Source organism: Dellaglioa sp. CoH-56-MRSF-10, assembly GCF_056782175.1.
In genome coordinates this window covers 15,821-32,794 of record NZ_JBXAYF010000005.1, presented here as the reverse complement: position 1 = coordinate 32,794, position 16,974 = coordinate 15,821, and the positions used below count along the sequence as shown (strand labels likewise).

At 35.5% G+C, this 16,974-nt stretch carries 9 protein-coding genes; 5 read left to right on the top strand and 4 right to left on the bottom strand.

All coding sequences use genetic code 11. From position 1 onward, the window contains the following. Positions 1-5 precede the first annotated feature (5 nt). Complete coding sequence (gene pepF / locus AC1RP4_RS06030; protein WP_481761748.1) at positions 6-1,814, bottom strand: oligoendopeptidase F; 1,809 nt, start codon at positions 1,812-1,814, stop codon at positions 6-8. Between the two features lie 173 nt (positions 1,815-1,987). Between pepF and AC1RP4_RS06025 the strand changes: the two genes are divergently transcribed. Further along, positions 1,988-2,326, top strand: a complete 339-nt coding sequence (locus tag AC1RP4_RS06025) for a YxeA family protein (RefSeq protein ID WP_481761747.1) — start codon at positions 1,988-1,990, stop codon at positions 2,324-2,326. A 107-nt stretch (positions 2,327-2,433) separates the two neighbouring features. Here the strand turns inward: AC1RP4_RS06025 and spxB are convergent, their stop codons facing one another. The 3 genes from spxB to AC1RP4_RS06010 all read right to left on the bottom strand — a co-directional run bounded on the left by spxB (position 2,434) and on the right by AC1RP4_RS06010 (position 6,867). Beyond that, on the bottom strand, positions 2,434-4,185 hold the full coding sequence (spxB, locus tag AC1RP4_RS06020) for a pyruvate oxidase (RefSeq protein ID WP_481761746.1): 1,752 nt from the start codon (positions 4,183-4,185) through the stop codon (positions 2,434-2,436). 202 nt (positions 4,186-4,387) lie between these two features. Further along, positions 4,388-5,470, bottom strand: a complete 1,083-nt coding sequence (locus AC1RP4_RS06015; RefSeq protein ID WP_481761745.1) for an LCP family glycopolymer transferase — start codon at positions 5,468-5,470, stop codon at positions 4,388-4,390. 50 nt (positions 5,471-5,520) lie between these two features. After that, positions 5,521-6,867: a hemolysin family protein gene (locus tag AC1RP4_RS06010; protein WP_481761744.1), complete on the bottom strand. Its 1,347-nt coding sequence runs from the start codon at positions 6,865-6,867 to the stop codon at positions 5,521-5,523. A 198-nt stretch (positions 6,868-7,065) separates the two neighbouring features. Here AC1RP4_RS06010 and AC1RP4_RS06005 point away from each other — a divergent pair, with 198 nt between their 5' ends. The 4 genes from AC1RP4_RS06005 (at position 7,066) to AC1RP4_RS05990 (ending at position 16,951) form a co-directional block, all read left to right on the top strand. Continuing rightward, entirely contained in the window at positions 7,066-8,034 is a 969-nt protein-coding gene (locus tag AC1RP4_RS06005; RefSeq protein WP_481761743.1) for a ribose-phosphate diphosphokinase, read from the top strand. Between the two features lie 138 nt (positions 8,035-8,172). Then, on the top strand, positions 8,173-11,742 hold the full coding sequence (locus AC1RP4_RS06000) for a PD-(D/E)XK nuclease family protein (RefSeq protein WP_481761742.1): 3,570 nt from the start codon (positions 8,173-8,175) through the stop codon (positions 11,740-11,742). Beyond that, on the top strand, positions 11,735-15,475 hold the full coding sequence (gene addA / locus AC1RP4_RS05995) for a helicase-exonuclease AddAB subunit AddA (protein WP_481761741.1): 3,741 nt from the start codon (positions 11,735-11,737) through the stop codon (positions 15,473-15,475). Before AC1RP4_RS06000 ends, addA begins: the two co-directional genes overlap by 8 nt. Positions 15,476-15,967: 492 nt before the next feature. Next, on the top strand, positions 15,968-16,951 hold the full coding sequence (locus AC1RP4_RS05990; RefSeq protein WP_481761740.1) for a mannose/fructose/sorbose PTS transporter subunit IIA: 984 nt from the start codon (positions 15,968-15,970) through the stop codon (positions 16,949-16,951). The last annotated feature ends 23 nt before the right edge of the window (positions 16,952-16,974 follow it).

Here is a 16,974-nt window from a genome sequence, read left to right as displayed (position 1 = left end):
TATTTTTAAATTTCTTTCGTTAAAGCAATGATTTTATTCACGGTATCATCTAAAAATTGAATTGTTTGATTGAGAGGTTCATCCGTAGTGATATCAACGCCTGCAACTTTAGCTGCTTCAATTGGGGCTAATTCGCCACCTAATTTTAAGAAGGCAAGCCAAGCTTCTGTCGTATTTTCTGGATCTTTCAATAAGTTCAAGTGTGCTTGTGTTGAAATGGCAAGACCTGCTGAATATGTGTATGAATAGAGGCCCATGTAATAGTGTGATTGGCGCATCCAAGTTAGTTCAGCACCGTCATTTATTTCAACATCTGGTCCCCAGAATGCTTCAAGGACATGACGTTTAATTTCACTTAATTGATCACCATCAAATCCTTGTCCAGCGTCAATGAGTTGATAAACTTCACGTTGGTAAGCTGCTTCAAGTAAATGGGTCACAAAGTTATGGAAATAAGTATTCGTTAACATTTTTGAATAAGCAAAACGTTTTAAGCGAGGTTCACTTGATTGATTTTCAATTGAACTTGTTAGTAATAGTTCATTGAATGTAGAAGGCGCTTCAACCAAATAAGTAGAAGGTTCACTACCCAAAATTGATTGGTTATCCTGTGTTAAAATGGCTTGCCCTGCATGACCGAGCTCATGAATTAAAGTATAGACATCGGCTAATTCGTTCGTCCATGACATTAAAATATAAGGATGTTTGCCATAAGGAGTTGTTTCAAAGCCACCCGTTTCCTTACCAATATTTTGTGGAAAATCAACCCAACGTTCTGGGAATGAACGAGCAACCATGGCTTGATAGTCAGATCCAAGTGGCGCAACTGCATCGTTGACATATTTCTTAGCTTCTTCAATTGAAACTTCTGGTGCGAAATCAGGATCTAAATCGATTTGTAAATCAGCAAAGGTCATTTTATCTAAACCGCGAACTTCTTTGACATGTGCAGCGTATTTTTGCATAACAGGTGCTAATTTAGTCATGATTGTATCAATTTGACGATTGAATAATGAACGGTCAACTTCTTGTTCTGCTAATAAGTAATCAAAAACTGAATGATAGCCACGTAAAGTAGCAATTCTTTTCTCCATAGATACTTGATTATAATAGTTAGCCGCAATTGTATGCTTATAATGATTTAATGTTGTTGAGAAGCTTTTAAATGCTGCATGACGAATAGCTGCGTCTGGATTGTATTGGTACGTATTTTCATATAAAACAAATGACATTGGATATGTCACACCATTTACTTCAAAATCAGAAAAGTCCATATCAGCTGCTCGAGTTTGACCGTAAACTGATTCTGGTGCAGAAAAATTAGGTTGGAAGGTCGCAAGGACTTGTTCAACCTCAGGACTTAACTGGAATTCTTTTTGTTTCTTTAATTGACGAATATAAGCTTTTAATTTTGGATTTGTTGCAACAACGTCGTCCAATAATTTAACTGGATTTTCTAGTAATTCAATATCAAAGAAAACCAGTTTTGTCGTAATTTCGGCAGAAAGTGCTTCAAAATCGCGCATTAACTGATTGGCTGTTGCATCAGTAATATCAACTGCTTGCTGTAAAAATGCATAATGTTCAATATGTGATAAGCGAGTGTAAATATCTTCCAAGTCATTGAAGGCGGTACTAATTGGAGCTAGTTCTCCTAAATGGCTATGGTAAGTAGAAACAAAGGTTTGAACGAGGTCACGAACTAAATCGATATCCGTCTGGAATGCAAGATCATTTGGATAAATGGCTGTTAAATCCCATGTTAGTGCTTCAGGTACTTCATTTCTATTAACTAGTTGGTGAGTTTTTGTCATAATCGTAACCTCCTAATGTTTGTATGGTTAGTATTGTATCATTATATAGAATTAAATGAGTAAAAAAGGATTATAATATAATTTTTTGATAATCTTCGATTAGTACAAGTCAAATTAGTGGTTTAATGCATGGTTATTTGAGATTATGAATTAAATAAAAGGAGGTAGAATAAATGAAAAAAATAATTGTATTAATTATCGCTATTCTATTAGTTGGCGGCGGGTACTTATACTATAGGACTAATTACTCAACTCAGGATTACTACACACAGATAACAGAAACAGGTAAAAAAGTGGTTAAAAAGGATCAAAATGGAAAAACGTATGCCGATTATAGCTATAATCAAATGGCTTATAATACTAAAAATGAAGCTAAGAAATTAACGTTTAATGGGAATAAAGAAAGACCGTTACGTCAAGGCGCCTATTTAAAATTAGCCTATAATGAAAAAAAAGGTGTTATTTCATGGGAAGAAGTTTCAAAAAAAGATCTACCTGTAAAATTAAAATAGAACCCAAAAAAAAAGACTGTAATGAAGAGGATAGTTATCTTCATTACAGTCTTTTGTTATTTAAAAATAACTATCTCTTAGGAATAGCTATTTTATTCGTGAGGGCATTATTTTGAGTATTTCTCGATTAAATCATCTAAGACAAGTAAGTCTTCTGCTTCGTAACGTTTACGGTAAGCAGCGATTTCTTCAGCTGAGAAATGTTTTGGATCGACAGCTAAATCTTCAACAGGGATGGCACGGTCGTCAGTGATTTTAACATCAATAACAACAGGACCTTCTGCTTTTATAGCTGTTTCAAATGCGGCAACTAATTCGTCATGTGTAGAAACTGAGATACCAAGCGTACCCATAGCGCTTCCGACTTGTGCCCAATCTGCGTCATTGAAATCAATACCATAGAATGGTTGACCTTCATCTTCTTGTTCATCTTGAATGAAACCAAAATGTTGGTTAGAGAAGACAATATTAATGACATGTTGTTTGTATTTTACTTGTGTTAATAAATCTTGAACAATCATAGCAAATGCGCCATCACCGACAAGGTTAAAGACTTGACGGTCAGGGAAGGCTGATTTAGCAGCAATTGCTGCACCCATACCATAACCCATTGTTGCAAATAAGGCAGATGTTGTGAATTTTTGTTTAGGATTCATATCTAAGTAACGTAAGCTATTCATTGTAACATTACCAACATCAACTGCGAAAATGTCATCGCCTGTGGCATGTTTGTTGATTTCTTTAAAGACAGAAGCAGGTTGAAGTGGTGTTGTTGTCTTGTCCTCAAATTTCTTGAGGTAAGTACGCCAGTTAGCCATATCTTCAATAGTTGCATCGAAGAATGGACGACTTTCAACAGGAGCACCAGCTAATTCAACAAAGCGAGCTAATGTTTTCTTAGCATCACTGAGTAAAGCGACATCAACTGCATGACGTTTACCAATTTTTGATGCATCAATATCGATTTGGATAAATTTCATATCGGGTTTTAAGACTTTTTTAGTTTGTGAGAAAGGTAAATCAGCTCCTACAAAGACAACTAAGTCAGCGGCAGCAATTGCTTCATCAGCAGGTTTTGTTGCAACTCGGTAAGTTGACCCTAAGTTAGCACGATAACTATCAGGAACAGTTCCTTTATTGATAGCTGTAATAATTACAGGCATTTTAAAATGTTCAGAGAAAGCAATTACTTCATCAGTAGCACCTTTTGTACCAATACCAGCGAATAAAACAGGTTGTTTAGCTTCTTTAATAAGTGCTAAAGCCTCTTTAATTTTTGAATCATTTGGTTCAGGTAAAATAGGTGTTGTGTAATTGTGACCTGAAGCGTAATAACTGTCAGCGTCGATATCCATCCAACCAAAGTCATTTGGAATTGTAACAACTGCTACACCTTTGTATTGGTAAGCTGTTCTGATAGCTTGATCAATTACACGAGGTAAGCTTTCTGGAGTCATAACTGTTCTATTATAGACAGAAACGTCAGCAAACATTGGATTTTCGTTCATTTCTTGGAATGAATCCATGTTCATTGCAGATGAAGCAACCTGACCGATTAAAGCAAGAACAGGAACATGGTCTTGTTGTGCGTCATATAAACCATTGAATAAATGTGTTGCCCCAGGACCTGCTGAACCAAAGACAACCCCAACTTTACCAGTTAGTTTTGCTTCAGCGGCAGCAGCAAGTGCCCCAACTTCTTCATGACGTACTTGAACGTAATTAATGTTTTCTTTTTCTGATTCAAGAGCACGCATTGTTGTATTGAATGATCCACCGGGTAACCCATAGACATTTTCAACTTTCCAATCCTGTAATACCTTTAACATTGCAATTGATGCTTTAATTTTTTCTGACATAATATAAATCCCCACTTTCATTTAAATAACAAAGTATCTTGTACCATCTATTATTACACTTTATGGTACCGTTTACAAATGAAATGTATGAATAAAATAAATTTTTTTTACGGACCTATTTTCTATATGAAATTTAATCAATATAAATAAAAAAGCATCATCAGAAGTTGCCTTCTTGATGATGCGAGTAGTGTATAGGTCATTATTTTCGAGTTGTGTTAATTGTTGAATTTGTTAATAAAGTATTGCCCGTTTCTGCTTTAACTAAATCTAAGGCAGATCTAAGTTTATCGGTAATACGTTGCTTCTCTGGTGTATCAGCGACTTCAAAAGCTTCACCGTTAATCATGGTTCCAGTTCCTTGTAGGTGATCAGATTTTGAATGGTGCGTGGCAACACGATAGCTAGTTCCTAGAGTCACTAAATCATCAAATGATAAATCTGTTTTCAATTGAGAAGACATCGTGTCTAAGAATTTTTGATTTAATAAGTTTTGTAAGTTTGTACTCTGTAAGGCAACAGACATGATAATCTGGCGTTGACGTTTTTGACGGCCATAATCACCAAGTGGATCCTCATGACGCATTCGGGCATAAGATAATGCATCTGCACCATTAACATGAGTTTTAACACCTTTTTTAAAGTGTGCACCTTGATAGGTGAACGATAGTGGTGGTGTGACATCAACGCCACCAACCGCATTAACTAATGTTTCGAGTCCGCCCATATTAATGGTTGCATAGAAATCAATAGGGACGTTCAAATATTTCTCGACTGTTTTAACAGCAGAAGCAGGACCACCATAAGCATAGGCAGAATTTAATTTACTTGGGAATTCTGATTCATAACCAGAAACCGCAACTTCTGCATCTCGGGGTAAACTGACTAACGTCATTGATTCCGTTTTAGGATTTAAAGTTGCGACAATTAAGGTATCTGTTCGACCGCCAACTTTTGCACGGCCTAACGCACCATCATCGGTTCCTAAAAGGAGAATTGAAATTGGATAGCCTGATTTTAAGACTGAAGAAACGTTTCTAGCTTTAGCGACTTTTGTCGGCGTATAAATTGAATCAGCTGCTTTTTTTGCGTTTGCGTAAGCTCTGTATGCATAAATACCGCCACCGACCAAAAGTAAGAGCAATAAAAGAAGAATTAAACGACGACGTTTTTTATTTGGTTTTTTCTTACCATTTTTTGGCAACGATGAGTGACGATTTTTACTTGGATTAGAAGTGGAATCTGCAATTGATTCCTGCTGATATAGTTCTCTACGAGTAGGCATAAATATAAAATTCCCTCCAATTAGTAATGACTAAATTATTTCTTATCAGTTCATTGTTCTTCAATTGCGTCTACCTGAGTCGTCGTATGTTTAACATTAAACCAATCAATGTAGTTACGTTTAAACTCAATAATCTTAAATTCAAAAGCATCAAACTTGATGACATCATTTAATTTAACTTTATGATTTTCGAGAATGAAACCTGCTAATGTAACACTTTCAGATGCTTTCATCGCTTTATTTTTAAATTTAAAGAAGCGTTCGAAATCATATAAAGTCGTTTTACCACTAATATTATATGAACCATCATCATTTTTGATAATGTATTCACTTGAAACGTCATCAATTTCATCTTTAACCGTTCCAAATAATTCTTCATAAATATCTTTATCCGTTACAATACCACTTGTACCACCATATTCATCAAGGACAACAACGATAGGTGTTTGTTTACTAATCATTTGGCTTAATAATGTTCTAATAGGTGTTGTTTCTGGTACTGTAATAATTGTTCTAAGTAGTTTACTAATTAAGACAGTATCATCAATCTCAGCTTGTCTAACTAAATCGTAGATATAGACGTAACCAAGAATTTTATCTTTATCATTGTTAGCAACTACTGGAAAACGGCTATAACCCTGATGTAAATAATCTTTAACGACATCGTGCACAGTATCTGTAATATCTACGACATAAAGACTTGTTCGATCGACCATAATATCTTTAGCAATTTTGTCATTTAAATCAAAGGCACGTTGCATATAGACATAATCATCTCTATCTAATTCACCACCTGAAACGGCATTTTGAGATAAAGATAAAATTTCTTTTTGAGTAAAAACTTCACTATTTTCATCAGTTGGCGTAATACCAATCATTTTAGCAACACGTGTTGCTGAGTTATTTAATAACCAAACTAATGGGTAAAAGGCAAGATGAAAGTAGCGTAATGGTGTTATAACAACCATTAAAACTTGAACGGGCATATCGATACTTAAGTTTTTAGGCACAATTTCTGTGTAAACCACTTCAACGTAAGTAAGGATTAAAACCCCGATAATTGCGCCAATGATATTTAACCCTGATTCAGAAGCAAAATGGAATAGTTTAAGCACATCTACAAGTAAAAATTCAATGGTTTTTTCACCAACCCAACCCAGAATAATACCAGCAACACTGACACCAACCTGTGTTGTTGAAAGGTATTCATTCAAATGGTTAAGCATTTTTAATGCTCTTTCTTGTTTTTTTCGATTTCCAATACCTGCTTCGATATCAGCTTCGATGGCACTTGGACGTGCTTGGACAAGTGCAAATTCTGCGGCAACGAAGAATGCTGCTGCAAATAATGTCACAAAGATAACAATCAAATTGATGATAACTGTACCGCTAGACAATTTTTGTGTCCCCCATAATTAAGTTATATTTTTAAGTTCGTATCTGTCTATTTTACCATTAAACATAAGGATTGTCGTTTAGTCTGAAGGAACAATTCAGATAATCTTAAACTTTTTACTTAGAGCATAGTAATTTAAGTGTAAATTCATTATAATAGAACTATAAAGAAAAAATACAGATTAATAACGGAGGCTATCATGTCGGGTCAATTCGCAAAAGGTCAATTAAAATTATTTGCACTTAATTCTAACGTTGAATTAGCGGAGAAGGTGGCTAAGGTTTTAAATACTAGTCTTTCTACAGCATCCGTGAAACATTTCAGTGATGGCGAAATTCAAATCAACATTGATGAAAGTATTCGTGGCGCAGATGTTTATGTTATCCAATCAATCTCAAATCCAGTAAATGAAAATTTACTGGAACTTTTGATTATGGTTGATGCGTTACGTCGTGCAAGTGCGGGTACAATTAACGTTGTAATGCCTTATTATGGTTATGCACGTTCAGATCGTAAAGCACGTTCACGTGAACCTATTACAGCTAAGTTAGTTGCAAACTTTATTCAATTAGCCGGTGTTTCTCGTGTAATTACACTTGATTTACATGCCGCTCAATTACAAGGATTCTTTAACATTCCAGTTGATCATTTAGTTTCTTTAGAAATCCAAGCTAAATACTTCATTGAAAATGGGATTACAGATGATGTTGTTGTGATTTCACCTGATCATAATAGTGTTAAAGGTGCTCGTAATATGGCTGAAAAGCTCAAAGCACAAATTGCTATTGTTGATAAACGTGGATCTGATTTTGCTGATAATATTGCAGCAACATCAATTATTGGCGATGTAAAAGGGCGTCGTTGTATCATTATTGATGATATGATTGATACAGGGACAATGATGACTGATGCAGCGCGTGCACTTAAAGCTGCTGGTGCAACAGATATTTATGCTTGTGCAACACATGCTGTGATGTCAAAAGGTGCGATTGAAGCTTTATCTGATGACAATATTAAACAAGTGATTGTAACAGATAGTATCGTTGTTCCAGAAGCTGACAAGCTCGATAAACTTGTGCGCTTATCAGTTGCCGACTTGTTTGGCCAAGCAATTGATTTAATTCATAAGAATCGCTCAGTTGATAAACTATTTACAGAAAAAGATTAAATTAAAATGAACCGCTGGTTAAATCACCTTTGTGATTTGTCCAGCGGTTTTTATGTGTTCTTAAAAAAATATAACAGCTAAATATGGTATATTATTAGGTAATGATAACGAGTTAGCGGTATGAAAAGGGGAGTTAAAATGAGTTTAAAATTTGTCCTAGGAAAAGCTAGTAAAGACCATCAAGCAAGCCTTGTTGCACAATTAAAAGCAGCGCAAACGACTGATTCAACGGCATCTTTTTTTTATCTTGTTCCCAATCATATTAAGTTCGAAGCAGAAGTTAGTATCCTTGAAGCATTAGGTAAAGACAAACTTGTCGAACAAAATATTTTTGCACAATCGAACGTCCAAGTCTTTTCGTTTACTCGATTAGCTTGGTTCTTTTTGAAGAATACACCCTATTATCAGATTCCTCGTTTATCTCAGTCTGGATTAAATATGTTAGTTTATCAATTAATTTCGGAACATGAAGATGAATTAACAATATTTCGTGGTGAAAGGACCCAAACTGGGTTTATTTCACAACTAGTCAGCCAACTGAAAGAATTAAAAGTTGGTTGTGTGACAGTTGATGATTTAACTCGGATTGCTGAATCTTTCCCAACGACTGGGGACTTAGGTGCTAAATTAGATGATTTACAAATTATCTATCGCGCATTTGATGCTGCGATGGCTGACCGATATATTGAAAATAATGATTTATTAGCAGAGTTGAGTCGTTATTTAACAGATGACGTTTTGAAGACGAGTTATTTTTATATTGACCATTTTTCTCAATTTACAGCACAAGAGCAGGAGCTCGTGAACGCACTGATTAAGGGTGCGAAACAGATTACAATTGGCTTAGTCTTAGATAAAGGCAATGCACATGAAGTTGCTGAAAAATCTGACTTATTTTATAAATCAAGCCGGATGTATGTTAATTTGATTGAAAAAGCACATCAAGCTCAGATTCCAGTGCTAACGGATAGTTATGCTGAAACCAAAGTTAACCAGAATCCCGACTTATCTCGTCTGGAAGATTTTTGGATTGACTCTAGACGGTTAGTTAAAACAAAATCAGAAAGGTTAGAAAATTCAGATTCTATTCAACTTTTTGAAGCCGATAGTCGGTATATTGAAATTCGACAAGTGGCGACAAAAATTCGCCAGTTAGTTGCAACTAAGGAGTATCGTTATCGAGATTTTATGATTTTAACGCGGCATTTAGATAGCTACGAAACGGTTATTCCACCGGTTTTTAAAGAATTTAAAATACCTTATTTTAACGATTTACAACACGCAATGGCTGACCATCCCTTAGTCGAGTTACTGGCAGCGTTATTTGAGGTGAAAGAAAAGCATTATCAATATGGCGCAATGATGCGCTTATTAAAAACTGAATTATTAATACCACAAATAGAAAATCATGCTATGCCAATTGAACAGTACCGTAGTGCTGTTGATTTAACAGAAAATATGGTTTTAAAATACGGTTTTTCTGGTTCTCAGTGGCTACGTGAAGATGATTGGACGTTCTACCGGTTTGATTTTACGGATGCAGATGAGCAACAGACGGATAAGGACCAAAGTATCACAGTACAAATTAATCAAATTAGACATTTTGTTAAAGACGTTTTACCAGGATTCTTCAATCAACTAGATCAGGCGACAACCGGTGAAGAGGGGGCAAAGCTAATTTATCAGTTTCTTGTTGAACAAGGTGTGACACAACGCTTGTTAAGTTGGCGAGACCGCTATTTAGCTGCTGGAAACATCTCACAATCAGAAGAACCAGAACAAACTTGGCAAACATTTGTTGGGATGTTAGATGAATATGTTGAAACATTGGGAACTAAAATGTTCAATACCGCTGACTTCATGGCCTTGATTCAAGCGGGATTTGAAGGGGCAAGTTACTCACAAGTGCCATCAACATTAGATCAGGTCGTTATTTCTGAATCAGGGATGGTTCAAATGAACAACCGAAAGATTACCTTTATGATTGGATCAACTGATATGGTGATGCCAGAACAAGTTAGTCAGACACAATTATTAACAGATGATGATCGGGCGAAAATGGCTAATCTATTAACTGATGATCAATACTTAGCCGATTCGGCTATTAGTCAAATGGCCGCTGAACCCTTTTTGAATTATCTCGGATTTTTAGGACCACGCGAACAATTGATTTTTTCATATCCAAGTGGCAACGATGGCGAAAAGAATTTAAATCCATCGCCTTATTTAATGATGATTAAAGAACACTTCAATTTATCAGTTCAACATTTAGCTGCTAATCCTGAATTAACAGAACAATCAGTCCTTGATTTTATCGGAACAAAACGTAGTACATTATCATCATTGGTTGTAGCTAGTCGACTTGCCAAAACAACTGCAGTATCCATGCCTAGTGCTTGGTTGTATGTGTTACGTCAACTGTCGGCTGACCCAGAAATGGGACCATTAACGAAACAATTATTAGGAAGCTTAGCGTATAAAAATATACCGGTTAAGTTGACGCCGGAAATTATAACTGATTTATATGGAACACAAATGAATACTTCAATTTCAAAACTAGAAACTTTCTATCGTAATCCATTTGAATATTTTTTACAATATGGGTTGAAATTGAAAGAACGAGACATTTTCGAGCTGTCTCCTGCAAGTACTGGTGAGTTTTTCCATATGGGGTTGGATGAGTTGATGAAAGTTGTGACTGAATCAAACCAAGTCTATGCCAATGTACCCAAAGAACAACTAGATGAATATTTGAATGTAATTTTAAAAGATATGCGCGAGTTACCTCAGTTCCAAATTCTTGGTAGTTCAAGTCGAATGGGCTATATTGCTAAACAATTAAGTCTTCTATTAAAACAAGTGACGCATGCCATGTGGCAACAAGGGCAACAAACAAAGATGAAGCCACTGAAAACAGAAGTTTTATTTGGTCATGTCGGTGCTGAGTCAGGTTTGAAAGCCCTAGCTTATAAGTTACCTGGCGGCCATTCAGTTAAAGTCCGCGGTAAAATTGATCGAATTGATTATATGAAGGTTGATTCAAAACAATATCTTGGAATCGTCGATTACAAATCAGGGATTCGAAAGTTTGATTTTAGTGATGCTTTCTATGGATTATCAATGCAAATGTTAACTTACTTGCAAGCATTGATTGAGAATGCAGAGGTAATTGCACCAAATACTGGACTGAAAACTTCGGCAGCTGGTGCAGTTTACATGCACTTACAAAATCCTAAGCTGAAAATTGAAGATGTACAGAAAAAAGGATTGGATAATACGTTGTTGAAAGCAAACCAAATGGATGGGCTATTATTGGAAGATGAGCAGTTACTGAGCCATTTAGATACTGATTTTGAAGACGAATCAACAGGGTTTTCATTAATCTATCCATTTAGAAAAACGAAAAAAGGGTTCACATCACCATCAGCTCGTTCAAAAAAATTGATTTCACAATCAGATTTAGATTTCTTGTTGGTACACAATAAACAATTAATTATTGATGCGGCAACAGATATTTTCGAAGGGATAATCGATTTAAGTCCGGCTAGATGGAACGCTAAAAAAACAGCCCTACAATATTCACCATATAAATCAATATTCCAATTTGATGCGATGTTACCCGAAAATAATTACCATGAAATAAGTAAATTAAGCTGGGAAGAAATTGAAAAACGGATTATAGACGGGGAGGCCGACAGTAATGAGTAAGTTTACATTTACACCAAATCAACAACGTGCTATCGATGAAAGTGGGACTAATATTCTTGTATCAGCCTCTGCCGGTTCCGGTAAAACACGAGTTTTAGTTGAACGCGTCATTCAAAAAATATTAACGGGAACAGCTATTGATGACTTATTAGTTGTTACGTTTACAGACGCTGCAGCTAAAGAAATGCGTCAACGGATTCAGGTGGCACTTCAAAAGGCAATCAATGAAGCAGACAATCATGAACAAAAACAACATTTAATGGATCAATTAATGCGCTTGCCAGTTGCAAATATTAGTACATTTGATGCATTTTGTCTCCAATTAATTAAACGCTACTATTATGTGATTGATTTGGATCCCGTTTTTAGAATGTTAACAGATATGACTGAGGCGGCTTTATTAAGAGAGAGTGTCTGGGAAGACGTCCGGGAAATGTTGTATGCCAAAGACGATGTCGACTTTGAGAGATTAACACAAAATTTTTCAAATGATCGAAATGATGATGGTTTATCTGAGTTGGTTTTTAGCCTATTTACATTTGCGAGTTCGAAACCAGATCCTACCGGTTGGTTGGCTAGTTTGGCAGCAACTTATGATGTTGGCGATAATTTAATCAGTAGTTCGTTTTACCAAAAGAGTATTAAGCCATTAGTTCAAGCAAATTTAACGCAAATCCAGGCCGATTTAAAAACGGCTCTAGAACTATCAATTCAATTTGGGTTAGAGAAACATCAAGCAGTGACTGAAGAAGAAAGTCAGATGTTGTTAGCTGTTGTCCAATCTGTTGAAAACGATGGTTCTTGGAATCAAATTCGCGATAATATTCGTGGGTACGAATTGAAACGTGCGCCTAGTGTGCCAGCTAAAAATTTAGAAGATGACCAAGCTGTTGCTAAGGATCAAATTAAAGAATTAAAAGCTGGAATAAAAAAACGTTTAGCTAACTTATCAGAACAATTTTTTGTTTTAAATGAAACAGAAACACTGCATATCATGACAGAATCTAAGAAATTAGTTGAAAAATTAGTCAGTGTGATTGGCTTATTTAGTGATGCCTTCACCAAAGAGAAACGTCAAAGACATATACTTGATTTTAATGATTTGGAGCATTTAGCACTGGACATTTTAGCGAGTGATTCTGAATCTTCCGAGCAAACACAAGCTGCTCTACAAGGAAAATATGAAGAAGTTCTGGTAGATGAGTATCAGGATACTAATCAACTACAAGAAGCTATTTTGACAAGGGTAACCACGACTAATCCCGGTAATATGTTTATGGTGGGGGATGTAAAGCAGTCAATATATGGTTTTAGGCTGGCTGATCCTAGTTTGTTTTTAAGTAAATACCAAGCTTATAAAGAAACTGACAGTAATGGAAATCGAATTATCTTAGCTGAAAATTTTCGTTCTGTGAAGAATGTAACAGATGTGACTAACTTAATTTTTACCCAGATTATGGATGAAACCGTTGGACAAATGGCTTATGATAATGATGCTAAATTGGTTTTTGGGGCAAACTACTACCCAGATATTGAGCAAAAAGCAGAAGTGCTGATTTACGAATCTGATGAACCTGAATCTGCAGAAAGACCGGATGATGATAGTGAAGCAACGAATGATCAGTTTGAAATTGATGGTAAATCGGAAGGCCAAATTGCTTTAATTGGTCAACGGATTCAAGCGTTAATCGTAGATGAAACAGAGATTTTTGACCGTGATAAATCAGAAAAACGTCCCGTTGAATACCGAGATATTGCATTACTAGTCCCAACTCGTAAAAATAATTTGGTGATTATTGACCAATTTAAAAAAATGGGTATTCCAGTCGTTGTGAATGATGCGGAGAGCTATTTCCAAACAACTGAAATCAGAATTATGATGTCATTATTACGAATTATTGATAATCCCTATCAAGATATTCCATTGGTAAGTGTCCTACGGTCGCCAATTGTTGGATTAGATGAAAATCAACTGGCCTATTTACGGATTGGCAACCGAACAGATGATTACTATCAAGCGGTGTTAACTTTTTATCAAAATTTTGATACGTTTAAAGCAGGTAGCTTCGCAAAAACACTGTATAATAAAATTGAACGTTTCTTAACACAACTTTCGGGCTTTCGTGAAATCGCGCATGAAAATCAAATTGCGACCTTAATTTGGCAGATTTATCAGGATACTGGATTTCTTGATTATGTCGGGGGGATGCCAGCTGGAAGTCAGCGCCAAGCCAATTTACATGCGTTGTATAACCGAGCTCACGCTTACGAAAATAGTAGTTTTAAAGGTTTATTCCAGTTTGTGCGCTTCATTGAAAAAATGCAGGAACGCGATAAGGATTTAGCAGAAGCACCTGTACAAAATGTCGCAAATGCAGTGTCAGTCATGACAATTCATGGTAGTAAGGGACTTGAATTTCCAATGGTCTTCTTGGTTGACGCGACACACCAGTTTAATCAAATGGCGATGCGAAAACCTTATTTAATTGATGATCAGGCTGGATTAGGAATAACCTATTTAAATCCTGAAAATCGGACGATGGAAGATACGCTACAAAAAACAATTGTAAAATCAGCTGCTATTGCAAAATCAGAAGCGGAAGAAATGCGATTACTGTACGTAGCCTTAACGCGTGCGGAACAACGATTATTTATTGTGGGGGCTTACACAAATAAAAAAACGGCAATTAATCATTGGCAAAAGGCATTTCAAAGCCAACAATTAGTTTTAAATGCAACAGCTCGAAGTGGTATTAAAAATTTCATGGATTGGATTGGTATGGCGCTAGTTCGTCATCCTACTTTTGATATGTCACTATTATTGGATCCAGCAACATCATCACTACTATTAAGTGATGATGAAACGCAATTTAGCGTTAAATTTTATCAAAAAACCGACCTGAACCAGATGAGTAAAGTGAGTGAAGAAGTTTCTCAGACGGATTGGTTAGAAACAATCACGGGTGAGATGCCTGAGACGTTTGAGGATATTGATGTTAATCAAATTGATCAAGTCTTAAATTTTCAGTATCCATTCGATAATTTAACTAAAACAACTGCTTACCAAGCTGTATCGGAAGTAAAACGTCTATTCGATGATCCAGCTAATCGCGAAATGAATCAGTTGAGTATTGAAGGACAAGGCAACCGATACGTTACGAGTGAACTTGCTGTACCGAAATTTATGCAGGGAGTTGCAGCACCAATGGGAAGTGATATTGGGAGTGCAACTCATCTCATTTTACAAGAATTAGATTTAACTAGTGAGATAACTTTAGCGATAATCCAAGCTAAAATTGAGCAATTAGTGACGGCAAAAGTAGTCACTAAAGAAGTTGCTACGTTAATTAATGGACAACACATTGCCAATTTCTTTCAAACGGATTTAGGCAAAGAAATTCTAACTATAGGTAACGATGTACAACGTGAAGCGCCATTCTCAATGTTACTACCTGCCAATGAGCTATTTCAAAAGGTTGAGTCAAATAAGGAAAAAGTTTTGATCCATGGAATTATCGATGGTTATTTTGTAAAAGATAATACGTTGGTGGTATTTGATTATAAGACTGATAAAGTTTCTAAAGACAATACAATAGAAGAAATAGAAAAATTGACAGCACGTTATCGTGGCCAATTGAACTTATATGGCGAAGCACTAGAGAATATGACTGGGTTGAAAGTTGCGCATAAATATCTGTATTTGCTGTCTATTAATCAAGTTGTTGAAGTTTAATAATTCGAAGATCTCATTTCAATGAGGTCTTTTTTTAATCAATGAAAAGAATAAGAAAATATTTTAAGCAATTTCAATACCACTTTGTGTTAAAAAAATAAAATAGCATTGTATATAACAAAACTTTTTTTATAAATTGGTATAGATAAGATTTTGTTGAATGAAACAAGCTATGGAAACGTAAAAAAACCCATCATATAGGTTGATAACTAATATCTATACGATTAAATGGTATAATTGTAAGCGAATACAAATTAATATTTTTAATAGTAATTCGTAATCGTTGTGCTATACTTAACAACATAGACGTTATGGAAACGATATTATTTTTAAGTGTTTCGTAACATTTTAAAATTAAATCAGATTACCTAGGAACAAAAGCAAAATGCTTAAGTTGTTTTTGAAATAATTTTTGCGTGTTTTTATATTATAAATGTAAGCGTTTTTCCGGAGTTCTTACAGTAATCTGATAAAAATTTAGGAGGTTTTAAAATGGTTGGAATTGTAATTGCAAGTCACGGTAAATTTTCCGAAGGCATCATGCAATCCGGTTCAATGATTTTTGGTGAACAAGAAAATGTTCAAGCTGTAACTTTCATGCCAAACGAAGGACCAGACGATTTAAAAGCTCATCTTGAAGCAGCAATTGCTACTTTTGATGATCCTGAAGAAGTCTTATTCTTAGTTGATTTATGGGGTGGATCACCATTTAATCAAGCAAACGGTTTGCTTGACGCTCATAAAGATAAATGGGCAATTGTTACAGGTTTAAACTTACCAATGTTAATTGAAGCCTACGCAGCACGCTTGTCAATGGATTCTGCACAAGAAATTGCTGCAAGTATTCTAAGCGAAGCAAAAGGTGGCGTTAAGATTAAGCCAGAAGATTTAGCACCAAAAGAAGCAGCTGTTGTTGCAACAAACAAACCTACTGGTTCAATTCCTGAAGGAACTGTAATCGGTGATGGTAAAATTAAATACGTTTTAACACGTATTGATTCACGTTTATTGCATGGACAAGTTGCTACAGCATGGTCTAAATCAGTTAAGCCTGACCGTATTATCGTTGTTTCTGATAATGTTGCTAAGGATACACTTCGTAAAAACTTAATTGAACAAGCTTCACCACCTGGTATTATTGCACATGTTGTGCCAATTGCTAAGATGATTGAAGTTTCAAAAGACCCTCGTTTTGGTGGAATGAAAGCATTACTTCTTTTTGAAAGTCCACAAGATGTGTTAACAGCAATTGAAGGCGGAATGAAATTTGACGAAGTTAACCTTGGTTCAATGGCTCATTCAGTTGGTAAAGTAGTTGTTAACAACGTATTATCAATGGGACAAGACGATGTTGATACTTTTGAAAAACTAGAAGATAAGGGCGTTAAATTTGATGTCCGTAAAGTACCTAACGATTCAAAAGAGAATATGGCTAACATTCTCAAAAAAGCTAAAGGTGAATTAGCAAAAGCTTAAACAACACAATAAAAGAAAATTAA

What these genes read in the sequence shown, in the direction of transcription:
- pepF (WP_481761748.1), bottom strand. Translation starts at nt 1,814, where the DNA reads ATGACAAAAACTCACCAACTAGTTAATAGAAATGAAGTACCTGAAGCA.
- AC1RP4_RS06025 (WP_481761747.1), top strand. Translation starts at nt 1,988, where the DNA reads ATGAAAAAAATAATTGTATTAATTATCGCTATTCTATTAGTTGGCGGC.
- spxB (WP_481761746.1), bottom strand. Translation starts at nt 4,185, where the DNA reads ATGTCAGAAAAAATTAAAGCATCAATTGCAATGTTAAAGGTATTACAG.
- AC1RP4_RS06015 (WP_481761745.1), bottom strand. Translation starts at nt 5,470, where the DNA reads ATGCCTACTCGTAGAGAACTATATCAGCAGGAATCAATTGCAGATTCC.
- AC1RP4_RS06005 (WP_481761743.1), top strand. Translation starts at nt 7,066, where the DNA reads ATGTCGGGTCAATTCGCAAAAGGTCAATTAAAATTATTTGCACTTAAT.
- AC1RP4_RS06000 (WP_481761742.1), top strand. Translation starts at nt 8,173, where the DNA reads ATGAGTTTAAAATTTGTCCTAGGAAAAGCTAGTAAAGACCATCAAGCA.
- addA (WP_481761741.1), top strand. Translation starts at nt 11,735, where the DNA reads ATGAGTAAGTTTACATTTACACCAAATCAACAACGTGCTATCGATGAA.
- AC1RP4_RS05990 (WP_481761740.1), top strand. Translation starts at nt 15,968, where the DNA reads ATGGTTGGAATTGTAATTGCAAGTCACGGTAAATTTTCCGAAGGCATC.